General features: G+C 61.5%; 15 protein-coding genes. 11 read left to right on the forward strand and 4 right to left on the reverse strand.

Annotated elements, in window-relative coordinates; translation table 11 throughout:
- Positions 1-58 precede the first annotated feature (58 nt).
- The 3 genes from LCH64_RS00515 to LCH64_RS00525 all read right to left on the reverse strand — a co-directional run bounded on the left by LCH64_RS00515 (position 59) and on the right by LCH64_RS00525 (position 1,728).
- Entirely contained in the window at positions 59-328 is a 270-nt protein-coding gene (locus LCH64_RS00515) for a type II toxin-antitoxin system RelE/ParE family toxin (protein ID WP_045122487.1), read from the reverse strand.
- Positions 318-509 (reverse strand): hypothetical protein, encoded by a 192-nt coding sequence (locus LCH64_RS00520; protein ID WP_003225628.1) that lies wholly within the window; start codon positions 507-509, stop codon positions 318-320. Before LCH64_RS00520 ends, LCH64_RS00515 begins: the two co-directional genes overlap by 11 nt.
- Positions 510-780: 271 nt before the next feature.
- Positions 781-1,728, reverse strand: a complete 948-nt coding sequence (locus LCH64_RS00525) for a transporter (RefSeq protein ID WP_226499158.1) — start codon at positions 1,726-1,728, stop codon at positions 781-783.
- 210 nt (positions 1,729-1,938) lie between these two features.
- On the opposite strand from LCH64_RS00525, the gene LCH64_RS00530 reads away from it, so the two are divergent.
- The 11 genes from LCH64_RS00530 (at position 1,939) to LCH64_RS00580 (ending at position 12,697) form a co-directional block, all read left to right on the forward strand.
- Entirely contained in the window at positions 1,939-2,976 is a 1,038-nt protein-coding gene (locus LCH64_RS00530; RefSeq protein WP_003225624.1) for an AraC family transcriptional regulator, read from the forward strand.
- Positions 2,977-3,208: 232 nt separating this feature from the next.
- Entirely contained in the window at positions 3,209-4,096 is an 888-nt protein-coding gene (locus LCH64_RS00535) for a Dyp-type peroxidase (RefSeq protein WP_003225622.1), read from the forward strand.
- Between the two features lie 25 nt (positions 4,097-4,121).
- Positions 4,122-5,087, forward strand: a complete 966-nt coding sequence (locus LCH64_RS00540) for a Gfo/Idh/MocA family oxidoreductase (RefSeq protein ID WP_226499159.1) — start codon at positions 4,122-4,124, stop codon at positions 5,085-5,087.
- A 226-nt stretch (positions 5,088-5,313) separates the two neighbouring features.
- Positions 5,314-6,060, forward strand: coding sequence for a GntR family transcriptional regulator (locus tag LCH64_RS00545; protein WP_047597718.1), 747 nt, complete (start codon positions 5,314-5,316; stop codon positions 6,058-6,060).
- A 1-nt stretch (position 6,061) separates the two neighbouring features.
- Complete coding sequence (locus tag LCH64_RS00550; protein ID WP_003225617.1) at positions 6,062-7,792, forward strand: fumarate reductase/succinate dehydrogenase flavoprotein subunit; 1,731 nt, start codon at positions 6,062-6,064, stop codon at positions 7,790-7,792.
- Positions 7,793-7,817: 25 nt separating this feature from the next.
- Entirely contained in the window at positions 7,818-8,063 is a 246-nt protein-coding gene (locus LCH64_RS00555; protein ID WP_007959413.1) for a ferredoxin family protein, read from the forward strand.
- A 205-nt stretch (positions 8,064-8,268) separates the two neighbouring features.
- A complete protein-coding gene (locus LCH64_RS00560) occupies positions 8,269-9,693 on the forward strand; it encodes an ABC transporter substrate-binding protein (RefSeq protein ID WP_226499160.1) in 1,425 nt (474 codons plus the stop codon).
- A gap of 139 nt (positions 9,694-9,832) precedes the next feature.
- Positions 9,833-10,615: an ABC transporter permease gene (locus tag LCH64_RS00565; RefSeq protein ID WP_226499161.1), complete on the forward strand. Its 783-nt coding sequence runs from the start codon at positions 9,833-9,835 to the stop codon at positions 10,613-10,615.
- Complete coding sequence (locus LCH64_RS00570) at positions 10,615-11,463, forward strand: ABC transporter ATP-binding protein (protein ID WP_226499162.1); 849 nt, start codon at positions 10,615-10,617, stop codon at positions 11,461-11,463. The genes LCH64_RS00565 and LCH64_RS00570 overlap by 1 nt, the downstream gene beginning before the upstream one ends.
- A complete protein-coding gene (locus LCH64_RS00575; protein WP_226499163.1) occupies positions 11,460-12,422 on the forward strand; it encodes a HEAT repeat domain-containing protein in 963 nt (320 codons plus the stop codon). Before LCH64_RS00570 ends, LCH64_RS00575 begins: the two co-directional genes overlap by 4 nt.
- A complete protein-coding gene (locus LCH64_RS00580) occupies positions 12,419-12,697 on the forward strand; it encodes a DUF971 domain-containing protein (protein ID WP_103521660.1) in 279 nt (92 codons plus the stop codon). The genes LCH64_RS00575 and LCH64_RS00580 overlap by 4 nt, the downstream gene beginning before the upstream one ends.
- A 55-nt stretch (positions 12,698-12,752) precedes the next feature.
- On the opposite strand, the gene LCH64_RS00585 is transcribed toward LCH64_RS00580, so the two are convergent.
- Positions 12,753-13,490: a TorF family putative porin gene (locus LCH64_RS00585; RefSeq protein ID WP_226499164.1), complete on the reverse strand. Its 738-nt coding sequence runs from the start codon at positions 13,488-13,490 to the stop codon at positions 12,753-12,755.
- Between the last annotated feature and the right edge of the window lie 65 nt (positions 13,491-13,555).

A 13,555-nucleotide genomic window follows, 5' to 3' on the forward strand; every position in this document is an offset into this window, starting at 1 on the left:
CTCGTGTAGTACTTTGGGCGGCCGGTGGGTCGCCCTTTTTTTGTGTGGGTGGGAAAGCTTAGGGATATGCTTGTCGAGCGTGCAAAAGGTTGAGAATCTCGATCCGGTCGGTCACCCGATAAACCACGACGTAGTTGGGATGGACAACGATTTCCCGTGTACCGGCGACCTTGCCGAAGCGATAAAGGTAGGGGTGAAGTGGGAGGGCGGAGGTAGCCGCTTCGATGGCGGCGTTCAGTTGACTGGCCGCAACGGCGTTACGGTCAGCGATGTAGTTCAGGGTTTGCCAGAGTTGAGTGCGAGCTTCAGGTCGCCAGTCAACCCGCACTGTTTTTGTTGAGTTTCGATTCGATGAGGGCGCGCATCTCGGCCATCACCTGCTCGTGGGGGATGTTGGGCCGCGGATCATCCATCGAGGCCTGTACCTGTGCCCGGAACCAGCGATCGTAGCTGGCGGCCTGCTCTGGGGTTTCGAAGTCTGAAACGATAAGTGAAAGTTCGGCGCTCATAGTGACCTCCATGATCAATGTGAAGCAGTCTAAGGGGGATGTGGCTCGCTGTCGTCACTGGCAGGACGAAGTGCCCAGTATCCATTGGGGCGATTGATAACGCAGTCAGACGTTTCCGTGGATCAGGTGGGCATTTCCACGGGGCCTGTAGGCTTCATCACATCTGTGGGAGCGGGCTTGCTCGCGAAAGCGCCGTGTCAGGCAACGTATGGGTTACTGACAGACCGCTTTCGCGAGCAAGCCCGCTCCCACAATGGAATGGCGGCGCAGGTCAGAAGGCGTAGGGGATGCTGACCTTGGCCCAGAGCATGTCGCCTTCCGGCCGGTTCTCCACGTCAAATTCCCTGGCCCAGCGAATCTCCGCGCTGGCGTACTTGAGAAAGGTCAGGTGCAACGCCGGGCCAATCGCGAAGACTTTGCCGCGCACGCCGTCGTCCACATCCTGCCCCGCGAACTGCACAGTGTGGCCGAACTGTTTGTCGTCGGTGGTCTGCTTGAGGTAGTAGCCGTTGAGGCCGAACATCACATCGTCGGTGATCCTGTAGCTGGCCGAGTAATCGAAGTGGAAGATCTGCCCGGACTTGTAGTCGGTGTCCTTGTTCTTTTCGTTGAAGCTGTAGGTGGTCTTCATCGACACTTCGGTCTTGTCGGTCGGCAACCAGGTGAAGGAGAACAGCGGCTTGTAGGTGTAGAAATTGTTGCTGGTGTTGGCCAGCCGATCGACGCTGTATTCACCCGTGGGCACCGTGACTTCAAGGGCTGCGCCGAGGGTCAGGTTCTTGCCCATGTCCCACAGGATGATCGGCGCAATGGTGGTATCGCCCATGCCTTCGCGGGTATCGCTGAGGCCGTAGACCGAGACTTCCTGCTTCAGCCAGGGCTGGGCGATGTAGCCGGCCAGACGTCCGCCGAACACTCGTACCGGGCTCAGGTAATCAATACGCGGGATCACCGCTGTGGATTCGATCTCGACATTCGGCACCTTGCCGCCCAACGAACTGATGTTGAGCTTCGTCGACTTGTAATGGTTGTAGTAGAGGTTGAACGCGACCATGTTCTCCGGAAGGCTGTCGACCTCCAGCGGCAGCATGAAGAAACCATCGGTACCGGGGCCGATGTTGTCGACCCCGGCTTCGGTGGCCAGGGCCGGCAGGGCCGCTGAGCAACCGAGCAGAGTCAGTGCCAGACGCAAGGGGAATGTGGCGCGGTTCGGGCTCATGGCTGTCCTCATTATTATTGTGTTGGGACGTGGCGCCGGTACGCAGAACGTCCGGCACCATAGAAATAAGCGCTTGGCGTGCGACGGGGCAGGGTATTGGCGGACAGTTAGGGGGGCTTCTGCGGACAGTCGGCCAACCCTGTGCTAACTTCCTTCGACATAACCGGTTACAAAAATAACAATCAAGCGTGATCCGGAATGTCAGTCCCCATGAACGTAAAAGTCCAAGACCCCACTTTTGAACTGGCGCTGGTCTCGCCGTTTCTCCTGCAAACCCTCGCCGAAGTCGCGCAGAACAAAGGCATCGACCCCGAAAGCCTGTGCCGTGGCCTGGGGTTCACCTTTGAAGATCTGCAGGATCCGGCGCAACGCATTTCCTACCGTCAGGCCGTGGCGATGATTCAACGCGCGCTCAAAGTGCTGCCCAATCAGGGGCTGGGGCTGTGGGTCGGGGCGCAGAATGTGTTGGGTACGCTGGGGTTGCTCGGGCACGTGCTGTCGCTGTGCAAGACCTTGCGTGATGCCTTTGCCTTGGGTATCCGCCACCAGCACACCTCCGGCGGAATCGTGGTGTCCAGTGTCGATGTGGTCGGCGATCAGGTGCACCTCGATGCCGAATGTCGCTTGCCGTTCGCCGATGTGCAGGTGTTCGCCGTCGAAGAGTTTTTCGCCAGCCTGCTGGTGTATGGCCGGGCCTTGGTGGGCCATGAGTTCAAGGCGATTGCCGTGGAGTTCGTGCACGCTGCGCCGGATTACCTGAGCGAATACCACCGCTTGCTCGGACCTGATGTGCGCTTCGGCTGCCTGCACAATCGCATGCTGATCGATGTCCAGTGGCTGGACGTCAACCTGCCCAATCATCATTCGCTGGCGCTGCGTCAGGCGGTTGCCTTGCTGGAGCTGGAAGCGGCGCAGGTACATCAGAAACTCGATCTGATCCAGGCAGTGGAACGGGCGATTGCCCGGGACTTGAGCCGGGGCAGCCATATCGAAAAAATCGCCGGCGACCTGAACATGAGCAGCCGCACCCTGCGCCGCCGTTTGACCGAGCATGCACTGACGTTCGAGGCGCTGCTGGAACAGGTGCGCCAGGCGCGGACCATGAGTCTGCTGGCCAATCCTGAGATGCCGATTGAACGCATCACCGAAGAGGTTGGCTACAGCGACGTGCGCAGCTTTCGCCGAGCATTCAAGCGCTGGACGGGGATGAGCCCGAGTGCGTGGCGCCAGGATGCAAGCACCGCTTAGACATCGGTCCCCTGTGGCGAGGGAGCTTGCTCCCGCCGGGCTGCGCAGCAGACCCAAAACCTGCCACGCCATTCCTCCAGACACACCTTGCCGGCGGGGTTTGCGGGTGCTTCGCCCCCGAGCGGGAGCAAGCTCCCTCGCCACAGGCTTCCGTGCGCCACTCACCAGTATTTCAACCCCACAAACCCTCCGGCTACAGGTAAACTCCCGCGCACTTTCCCAAGGAGTTCACATGAGTTACTACCAGCCGGGCATTCTCGCCACCCCTGTTCCTGCGCAAGCACGTCACCTGTTTTTCGCCCTTGAGTCGGTAGCCGCACTGCCGCAGGCGATCGACAACCTGATGAATCTGGTGGACGGCAAATCGGCTGTGATCGGTTTCGGTGAATCCCTGACCAAGGCCCTGAATGTGCAGATCGACGGCCTGCGCAGCTTCCCGGCCATGACTGGCGTCGGCGTGGAAAACCCGTCGACCCAGCACGCACTGTGGGTCTGGCTGCACGGTGTCGACCGTGGTGAATTGCTCAATCGCTGCAACGCCTTCGAAGCCGCGCTGGCCCCGGCGCTGCGTCTGGTCCAGGCCCAGGAAACCTTTCGCCACAAGGACGGCCATGACCTGACCGGCTACGAAGATGGCACCGAAAACCCGCACGATGACGCCGCGATTGCCGCCGCGTTGCTGGGCGAGGGCGCTGATGGTCTGGTCGGTGGCAGTTTCGCCGCGATCCAGCAGTGGCAGCACGACCTCAAGGGTTTCCACAAGCTGTCCGCCGAAGACAAGGACAACATCATGGGCCGTCGCCTCAGCGATAACGAAGAGATCGACGACGCGCCGGTCTCCGCCCACGTCAAACGTACCGCCCAGGAAAGCTTCGCCCCCGAAGCCTTCGTCGTGCGTCGTTCGATGCCGTGGATCGAAGGCGAGCGTGCCGGTCTGATGTTCCTCGCGTTCGGTGTTTCGCTGGACGCCTTCGAAGCCCAGCTGCGGCGCATGAGCGGTCTGGAAGACGGCATCACTGACGGTCTGTATCGCATCAGCCGGCCGATCACCGGCGGCTACTACTGGTGCCCGCCGCTGAAGGACGGCCACCTCGATCTGCGCGCGTTGCGCATCGGCTGAGTGTTTCAAACAAAGGGAGTTGAGCATGGACGTGGTGCGTTGGGGCATGATCGGTTGCGGCAGCGTCACGGAACGCAAGAGCGGGCCGGCCTTTTACAAGGCGCCCGGCTCGGCGCTGGTGGCGGTGATGGGCCGCCGCCTTGAAGCGGTGACCGATTACGCCGCGCGCCACGGCATCGCCCGGGTTTATACCGATGTCGATGCATTGATCAACGACCCCGAGGTGGACGCGGTGTACATCGCCACGCCCCCCGACAGTCACCACGCCTACAGCCTGAAAGTCGCCGCCGCCGGCAAGCATTGCTGCGTCGAGAAACCGATGGCGCTCAACGCCAGGCAGAGTCGTGAGATGCAGCAGGCGTTTGCCGCCGCCGGTTTGCACCTGTTTGTGTCCTACTACCGCCGTTCGTTGCCGCGTTTTGCCCAAGTGCGCCAATGGCTGGCGCAGGGCCGCATCGGCGAGGTGCGGCACCTGAGCTGGACGCTGACCAAGGCCCCCTCGGCGGCGGATCTGGACGGCAGCGCCAACTGGCGAACCGACCCGAACGTGGCCGGTGGCGGTTACTTTGCCGACCTGGCCAGCCATGGTTTCGACCTGTTTCAGTACCTGCTCGGCGATATCGTTGAAGTCGCCGGTTTCACCGCGCGCCAGGCCGGTTTGTATGCGGCGGAAGACGCGGTCAGCGCCAGTTGGCGCTTCGCCTGCGGAGCACTGGGCATGGGCTGCTGGAGCTTTGTCGCGGATCGGCGCGAGGACCGGGTGGAGATTATCGGCAGTGGAGGGCGCATCAGTTTTTCCGTATTCGATGAGCATCCGGTCCAGCTATTTGCCGACGAACAGATCAGTCTGGAAATCCCCCATCACGAACACATTCAGTGGCACCACGTCCTCGGCATGAATGCGCATATTCGTGGTGATTCGCAACATCCGGCGGTGGCCGAACAAGCCCTGAAGACCGATTGGGTGATGGACCAGATCCTCAAACGGTAGTGATCCTCAAGACCACAACATCATTTCCTTGTGGGAGGGGGCTTGCTCCCGAAGAGGCCGGCATTGCTGGCATTTCCATCGCCTGACACACCGCCTTCGGGAGCAAGCCCCCTCCCACAAAGGTCTGTGTGTCGTCGTGTCTAAGGTTATGCCCAAACAATATTTCTCAAGCTTGTCATAACGTCTCTAAGATCACGTCATAACTCGTTATAACAAGTGATCCCTGATGACCGATAACGTCCTGTCCCTCAGTAGCGTCCCGCTGCACACCCAACTGCGTGACGTCCTGCGCGCACGCATTCTTGACGGCGAATACCCGCAAGACAGCCAGATGCCGTCCGAAAGCGAACTCGGCACGCTGTTCAAAGTCAGCCGCATCACCGTGCGCCAGGCGCTGGGTGATCTGCAGAAAGAAGGGCTGATCTTCAAGATCCATGGCAAAGGCACCTTCGTCGCCAAGCCGAAAACCTTTCAAAACGTCAGCAGCCTGCAAGGCCTCGCCGAGTCCATGACCGGGCGCGGCTACGAGGTGATCAACCGTCTGCGCAGCTTCAAATTCATCCCCGCCGACAAACGTGTCGCCGAACGCCTGCAAGTCGCCGAAGGCGAGACCGTGGCACAGATCAAACGCGTTCGGCTGATCAACCGCGAGCCTATATCGCTGGAAATCACCTACCTGCCCAAAGCCATCGGCGAACGGCTGGAGAAGGCCGATCTGGTGACTCGCGACATCTTCCTGATTCTGGAAAACGACTGCGGCATCGCCCTCGGTCACGCCGATCTGGCGATCGACGCGGTGCTGGCTGACAGCGACCTGACCCAGGCGCTGAACGTCGAGGCCGGCTCGCCGATCATGCGCATCGAGCGTCTGACCCACGACGCCAACGGCCAGCCGCTGGACTTCGAACACCTTTACTACCGTGGCGATGCGTTCCAGTACCGCCTGCGGATCGACCGGCAAAAAGGGGCGTGACATGACCCGCAAGACCTTGGAACAGGAATACGACATCGTCGTGATCGGCGGTGGCACCGCCGGCCCGATGGCGGCGATCAAGGCCAAAGAGAAGAACCGTGATTTGCGCGTGCTGCTGGTCGACAAGGCCAACGTCAAACGCAGCGGCGCGATCAGCATGGGCATGGACGGCCTGAACAACGCGATCATCCCCGGCCACTCGACGCCGGAGCAGTACACCAAAGAAATCACCATTGCCAACGACGGCATCGTCAATCAGGCGGCGGTGTACGCCTACGCCACTCACAGTTTCGAAACCATCGAGCAACTCGACCGTTGGGGCGTGAAGTTCGAGAAGGACGAGACCGGTGATTACGCGGTGAAAAAAGTCCACCACATGGGTGCCTACGTGCTGCCGATGCCGGAAGGGCACGACATCAAAAAGGTCCTTTATCGCCAGTTGAAACGTGCGCGGGTGAGCATCACCAATCGCCTGGTCTGCACCCGTTTGCTCACCGACGAGGAGGGCGCGGTCAACGGCGTGATGGGCTTCGATTGCCGCAGCGCTGACTTCCATGTGATCAAGGCCAAAGCGGTGATTCTCGCGTGTGGCGCGGCCGGACGCTTGGGGCTGCCGTCCTCGGGCTACCTGATGGGCACCTACGAGAACCCGACCAATGCCGGCGACGGCTACGCCATGGCGTATCACGCCGGGGCCGAGCTGGCCAACCTCGAATGCTTCCAGATCAACCCGTTGATCAAGGATTACAACGGCCCGGCCTGCGCCTATGTCACCGGCCCGCTCGGCGGTTACACCGCCAACAACAAGGGCGAACGCTTCATCGAGTGCGATTACTGGAGCGGACAGATGATGTGGGAGTTCCACCAGGAACTGGAAAGCGGCAACGGCCCGGTGTTCCTCAAACTCGATCACCTGGCCGAGGAAACCATCCAGAACATCGAGGAAATCCTGCACAGCAACGAACGCCCGAGTCGCGGCCAGTTCCACGCCAATCGCGGCACCGATTACCGCACGCAGATGGTCGAGATGCACATCTCGGAGATCGGTTTTTGCAGCGGCCATTCGGCGTCCGGGGTGTGGGTCAACGAGCGTGCCGAGACCTCGGTGAAAGGTTTGTACTCGGCGGGTGACATGGCCGCTGTGCCGCACAACTACATGCTCGGCGCGTTTACCTACGGCTGGTTCGCCGGGCACAACGCGGCGGATTTTGTCGCCGGGCGTGAGTTTTCCGCGCTGGATGCCGCACAGATCGAAAAGGAGCAAGCGCGGGTCTACGCACCGCTCGATCGAGAGCACGGGCTGCCGCCGGCGCAGGTCGAGTACAAGCTGCGGCGCTTCGTCAACGACTACCTGCAACCGCCGAAAGTGACCAAAAAAATGCAGATCGGTCTGCAGCGCTTCAGCGACATCGAACGCGACCTCGAGCAGATGAAAGCCAACAACGCTCACGAGCTGATGCGCGCCATGGAAACCAGCGTGATCCGCGACTGCGCGGAAATGGCCGCACGCGCTTCGCTGTTCCGCGCCGAGAGCCGCTGGGGCCTGTACCACTACCGCGTCGATCATCCGCAGCGCAACGACAGCGAGTGGTTCTGCCATTGCCATTTGAAGAAGGGTGAAGACGGCCGCATGACCAGTTTCAAGAAACCCGTCGAGCCGTACATCATCCCGCTCGATGCCGAAGAAATGCAGGCTTACGACCGCTTGCGCGTGGGCGCGTTCGCCGCTTGATGCATCACCAGAGAGAGTCCGAACCATGGCCTATCAAGCCCAGGAAATCTTCTTCCGCTCCAACGCCCCGGTCACCGTGGACGAGGACAAATGCATCGCCGAAAAAGGCTGCACCGTGTGCGTCGACGTCTGCCCGATGGACCTGCTGGCGATCAACCCGGCCACACAAAAGGCCTACATGGCGTTCGATGAATGCTGGTACTGCATGCCCTGTGAGAAGGATTGCCCGACCGGTGCCGTCAAGGTCGAAATCCCCTATCTCCTGCGTTAAACGCTTTCCCCTGTAGGAGTGAGCCTGCTCGCGATAGCGGTGTGTCAGACAACACATCGACATCCAATACACCGCTATCGCGAGCAGGCTCACTCCTACAGAGATCTACGACACCCTAAAGCTACCCGGAAACCCCGGACGCTAATTTACAGACCCCCTCGTTTCCCACCGCGCCCTGATCGCGGCGGAGACGAACATCCTATAAATGATTCGAGGGGAAACACTCATGTTGCGTGCAGCAATCGCCGGTCTGGTACTGGCTTCATTCACCCTGTCGGCCTCGGCCGAAACCATCCGTATCGCCATCGGCACCCAGGACACCACCATCAACTGCGCCGCCGGCGGACTGTTGATTCGTGAGCTCGGTCTGCTCGACAAATACCTGCCGCACGACGGCGCCTATAAAGACGCGAAATACGACGTGCAGTGGAAGAACTTCACCAGCGGCGCGCCGCTGACCAACGAAATGGTCGCCGGCAAACTCGACTTCGGCGCCATGGCCGATTTCCCTGGCGCGTTCAACGGTGTGGCGTTCGAAACCGCCGGCAAGCACAGCCTGTTCATCAGCGTGTTGTCGGGCAGCATCAAGGGCAGCGGCAACGGCATTGTGGTGCCGAGTGCGTCCGGGGTGCGGTCTCTGAGCGAACTCAAGGGCAAGACCATCTCGGTGCCTTTCGCCTCGACCGCCCACGGCATGCTGCTGCGCGCGGTGGCGGAGCAGGGCTGGGATCCACTGAAAGACGTGAACATCATCGCTCAGCCACCGGAAGTCGCCGGCTCCGCGTTGCAGGCCGGCAAGATCGACGCCCACGCCGATTTCGTGCCGTTCGCCGAGCTGTTCCCGAGCCGTGGTTTCGCCCGCAAGATCTACGACGGCGCCCAGGCCAATGCGCCGACTTTCCACGGCGCGCTGGTCGATCAGGCCTACGCGAAACAGTACCCGGAAATCGTCGTCGCCTACCTGCGCGCGAGCATCGAGGCCAACCAGTTGCTGGCCGCTGAACCTGAGAAGTACAGCGAGCTGATCGCCAAAGTCACCGGCGTCGATGCCGAGGTCAACTACCTGTTCCACGGCCCGCTCGGCGTGCAGACCCGCGACCTGAGCTGGAAGCCGGAGTACCGTCAGGCAGTGGGCACGGCGATCGACACCCTGAAGCTGCTGAAGAAGGCTGATCGCGGCCTCGACCTCAACACCTTCATCGACGATCAGTACATCCGCGCCGCCTTCAAGGCCTCGAATCTGGACTACACCGCGCAACTCGCCAATTACGCGCAAACACCGTTGAAAGCGCTGGATGCGGCCAGCGGCAAAGCGATCACTGACTTCAGCCACGTCGCCGAAATCTGGGTGCGCGGCGAAGACAAGGTGCGCCAGTACGCCTCGGCTGAATCCGCGTTCACTGCGCTGGCCGCGTTGAAGCAGGAAGGCAAAAACATCCGCGCGGTGTATGCCCAGGCCAGTGACAGCGGGATCAAGTTGCTCGCCGATCAGGCGTGGTTCGCCAGTGATGCCAAGGGCCGCCTGAGCGCGTTTCTGCTCAAGGGCCAGGCCCAGCAATTTGCGGCGGCGCAGGGTGGCAAGGTCTTCGATTTCACCGATGCCACGACCCAGGCCGTAGCTGCCCGCTGATCTTAGGCACACCACATTCCCTTGTGGGAGCGGGCTTGCTCGCGAATGCGGTGTATCAGTAAGCAAATGATTGCCTGACACCCCGCATTCGCGAGCAAGCCCGCTCCCACAAGGGGGATCTCGGTTGAGAGGAAAAATTGTGTACCGATCATTTTCACGCTGGGTTCCAAGGGCCGCTTCTTTGCTGCTCTGCCTGCTGTTCTGGCAACTCGCCGCCAGCCACCACTGGAACCTTGGCCTGGTCACCTTCGCCAACGTGCCGACCCCACTGGCCGTGATCGAAGCGGCGCTGGGTCTGGGCGATTCCGGCAAGTTGCTGCAACACCTGACCGCCAGCCTCAGCCGCGTGTTCGCCGGCTATCTCGCGGCATTGATCATCGGCATCGCCCTGGGTCTCGCCATCGGCCGCTCGAAATGGGCCGAAGACCTGCTGTTGCCACCACTCGAAGTGCTGCGTCCGATTCCGGCGGTGGCGTGGATTCCACTGGCGATCCTGATGTTCCCGTCGTCGGAGCTGTCGATGGTGTTCATCACTTTTACGGGGGCGCTGTTCCCGATCCTGCTCAACACCGTGCACGGCGTCGAAGGCGTCGACCCACGGCTGATCGCCTCGGCAAAAAGCCTCGGGGCAGGGCGCCGGGCGATTCTGCTGGAAGTGATTTTGCCGGGTGCCGCCCCGAGCATCATTACTGGCCTCGCCATCGGCATGGGCACCTCGTGGTTCTGCCTGGTCACGGCGGAAATGATCTCCGGCCAGTTCGGCATCGGTTACTACACCTGGGAGTCCTACACCATTCAGAACTACGCCGACATCGTCGTCGGCATGCTGCTGATCGGTGTGCTGGGCATGGGCAGCAGTCTGCTGATCAAGCGTCTGGGCGGGCTGTTCACGCCCTGGCACCGACCACGAGGAAAAGCCTGATGAGCGCAATGCAAACCCCCGAAGGGCGGATCGATATTCGCCAGTTGTCGATCGTTCTCGGCGAAGGCCAACACGCTTTCGAGGCCGTGCAGGGGCTGGATTGCCAGATCGAACCGGGCCAGTTCGTGTGCATTCTCGGCCCGTCCGGTTGCGGTAAATCGACCTTGCTCGGCGCCTTGGCCGGGCACTTGCAGGCCCACGCCGGCAGCCTCAAAGTCGATGGCGGCGAGGTGTCCGGGCCGTCGCCGCAACGTGGCATGGTGTTCCAGCATCACACGCTGTTTCCGTGGCGCACGGTGCGCGACAACGTCGCTTTCGGCCTGAAGATGCGCGGCATCGGCAAGGCTGAGCGCCATCGCGCGGCGGACGAAATGCTCAAACTGGTCGGCCTCGACGGCTTCGCCCAACGCTGGCCCGATCAGCTCTCCGGCGGCATGCAACAACGGGTCGAGATCGCGCGGGTGCTGGTCAACCGTCCACGGCTGTTGTTGATGGACGAACCGTTTGGTGCGCTGGATGCCTTGACCCGCTTGAACATGCAGGAACTGCTGCTGGACATCTGGACGCGCATCCGCACCACCGTGGTGTTCGTTACTCACGATATCGACGAGGCGCTGTTTCTCGCCGATCGCTTGCTGGTGATGAGCGCGCGACCGGGGCGAATCATCGAGGACCTGCGCCTGGACTTCCCGCGTCCGCGTACCAGCGAACTGGTGACCAGCCTCGAATTCTCCCGCCTCAAACGCCATTGCCTCGACCTGCTGCGCCACGACAACCCCCGACCGCTGCCGCGCCTCAACCCGCTCGGCCTGCCTCCCGAAAACCCTTTGCCGCGATTTGCCCTATGACCTCATTTTTTGCTGTGACCGATAACGACGACATCCTTGCCCTGCAACCGCGTCTGACCGCTGACGATGCCGGTGTGCGGCGCATTGCCCTGATCGAACTGGCTGATCTGGAGGAGCCGGACGGCCTGCTGTGGCTGGTTGAAAAACTGAGCGAAGATCCCGCCGAAGAAGTCCGCGCCGAAGCCGCGCGGCTGCTGGAAGCCTGGGAGGACGAACCGGTGGTGACTACGCTGTGTCAGGCGCTGACCGATCCGTCTCCGGCCGTGCAGGCGGCCGCCGCGCAAAGCCTGAGTCTGCTCAAAACCGAAGCGGCAGGCCGGGTGATTCTGCCGTGGACCGATCACGCCGAAGTCAGTGTGCGAATCGCCGCATTCCGTGCCTTGCGCGAACTGCGTTTCGCCGAGGCCGCACCGGCTGCAATTGCGGCACTCAACGACAGCGACGCCAACGTACGCCGCGAAGCCGTGGGCGTTCTGGGCTGGCTCAAACAGCTCGACGCACTGCCGTCCCTGGCGCGACTGGCCAGCGCCGACCCGGACACCGAAGTGCGACGCGCCGCCACCGGTGCCCTCGGTCTGGCGTCCGGTGCCGAAGTGCTGCCGGCCCTGCGTCAGGCACTGCAGGACGCTGCCTGGCAAGTGCGCGAAGAAGCGGCCACGACGCTGGGCAAAGTCGGCCACAGCGACGCCGGTCCGGCGTTGATCGCCGCCCTCGGCGATGACTATTGGCAAGTGCGCTTGCGCGCCACTCGCAGCCTCGGTCGTTTGCGTTTTGCACCGGCGCTGGACGCTCTGATCGAGACCCTCGGCCATCGCATCAGCAACCTGCGCAAGGAAGCCGCGCTGGCTCTCGGTGAGTTGAATGATCGCGGCGCGGTGGCGGCGTTGCAGGCGGCGCAGGATGACGGTGATCCGGAAGTGCGCAAAGCGGTGCGGATTGCCTTGAGTCAGCTGCAATGAACCCGCTGTCGCTGGGCAATTCGCAGAGCGAGCAAACCCTGCGCCTGAGCTGGCCGGACGGCCGCGAGTCGCTGTTCAATCACGCCGAACTACGCCGCCAGTGCCCGTGCTCGCAGTGCCGTGCGTTTCGCCTGAAAGGCGTTACTCCGCTGGTGGATGACCGTGTTCGTCTGATCGAGATCAACCCGCAGGGGTACGGCGTGCAACTGGTGTTCAGCGACGGCCATCAACGCGGGATCTACCCGTGGGACTACCTGGCACAGCTCGGTTCTTAGCTTCACCACAATCAACTGTGGGAGCAAGCCTGCTCCCACAGGGGAATCGTGATTTTCAGAAGGATTTACTCAGGCTGGCGACGACAGTGGCGGTGCACACATCCTTGAATCCCCAGTTGCTCAGGCACTGGCTCTGCGACAGATCGGTGTCGATGTAGCTCAGGCCCAACACCACCCCGGCCAGATTGTGGGTCAGTTTGACCTCCCATTCGCGATAGCTGTTCTCGCCATGCCCGGACGCCGAGTACAGGTGCGGGTCCTTGAAGTCCATGTTGCCGTAACGCAGTTTCAGCCCGGAATCGAACGGCAGCTCGGTTTCATAACCGACATAGGTGTAGAGCGAGCTCTGCTTGCTGTCGACCCCCGGCGCATCGCTGGAGTAATACGCCGCCAGCTTCACCCCGTAGACGCCGAGAATCCCGTAGACCTCGCTCTGGTTGAACTGGCTTTCCTTGGGGTAGGCGTACTTGAGGTAACCCAGATCGAGGCTGACGTCCTCGGTGGCCTGCCACAGCCAGCCGGCGTAGTAGTCGATTTCCTGACGGGTTTTCAGACCACCGCCGAAATCGACGTTGGAGCTCCAGGCACTCGCGTACAAACCGCTGCTGTGCGTCAGGGTCAGGCCGGCTTGCAGGGCCGGGTCGTTTTGCGTTTGCGAGATGCCGCGGGTCCGGTAGTCGCTGGCCAGAGTCAGGTCGACCAGCATGGCGAAGTCGTCGTTCAAGGGGATCGCGTGGCTACTCAGGGGCAACAGACTCAAGGAACTCAGGGCGAGCAAGGGCAAGGCTTTCATGTGAAGTCCCGATGTTGTGATTGTTATGGGGGCTGGAAAATGCAGTGGAAATGCTTGGGTAGGGT

The sequence above is a fragment of the Pseudomonas sp. MWU16-30322 genome, assembly GCF_020515535.1.
Taxonomy (GTDB): domain Bacteria; phylum Pseudomonadota; class Gammaproteobacteria; order Pseudomonadales; family Pseudomonadaceae; genus Aquipseudomonas; species Aquipseudomonas fluorescens_H.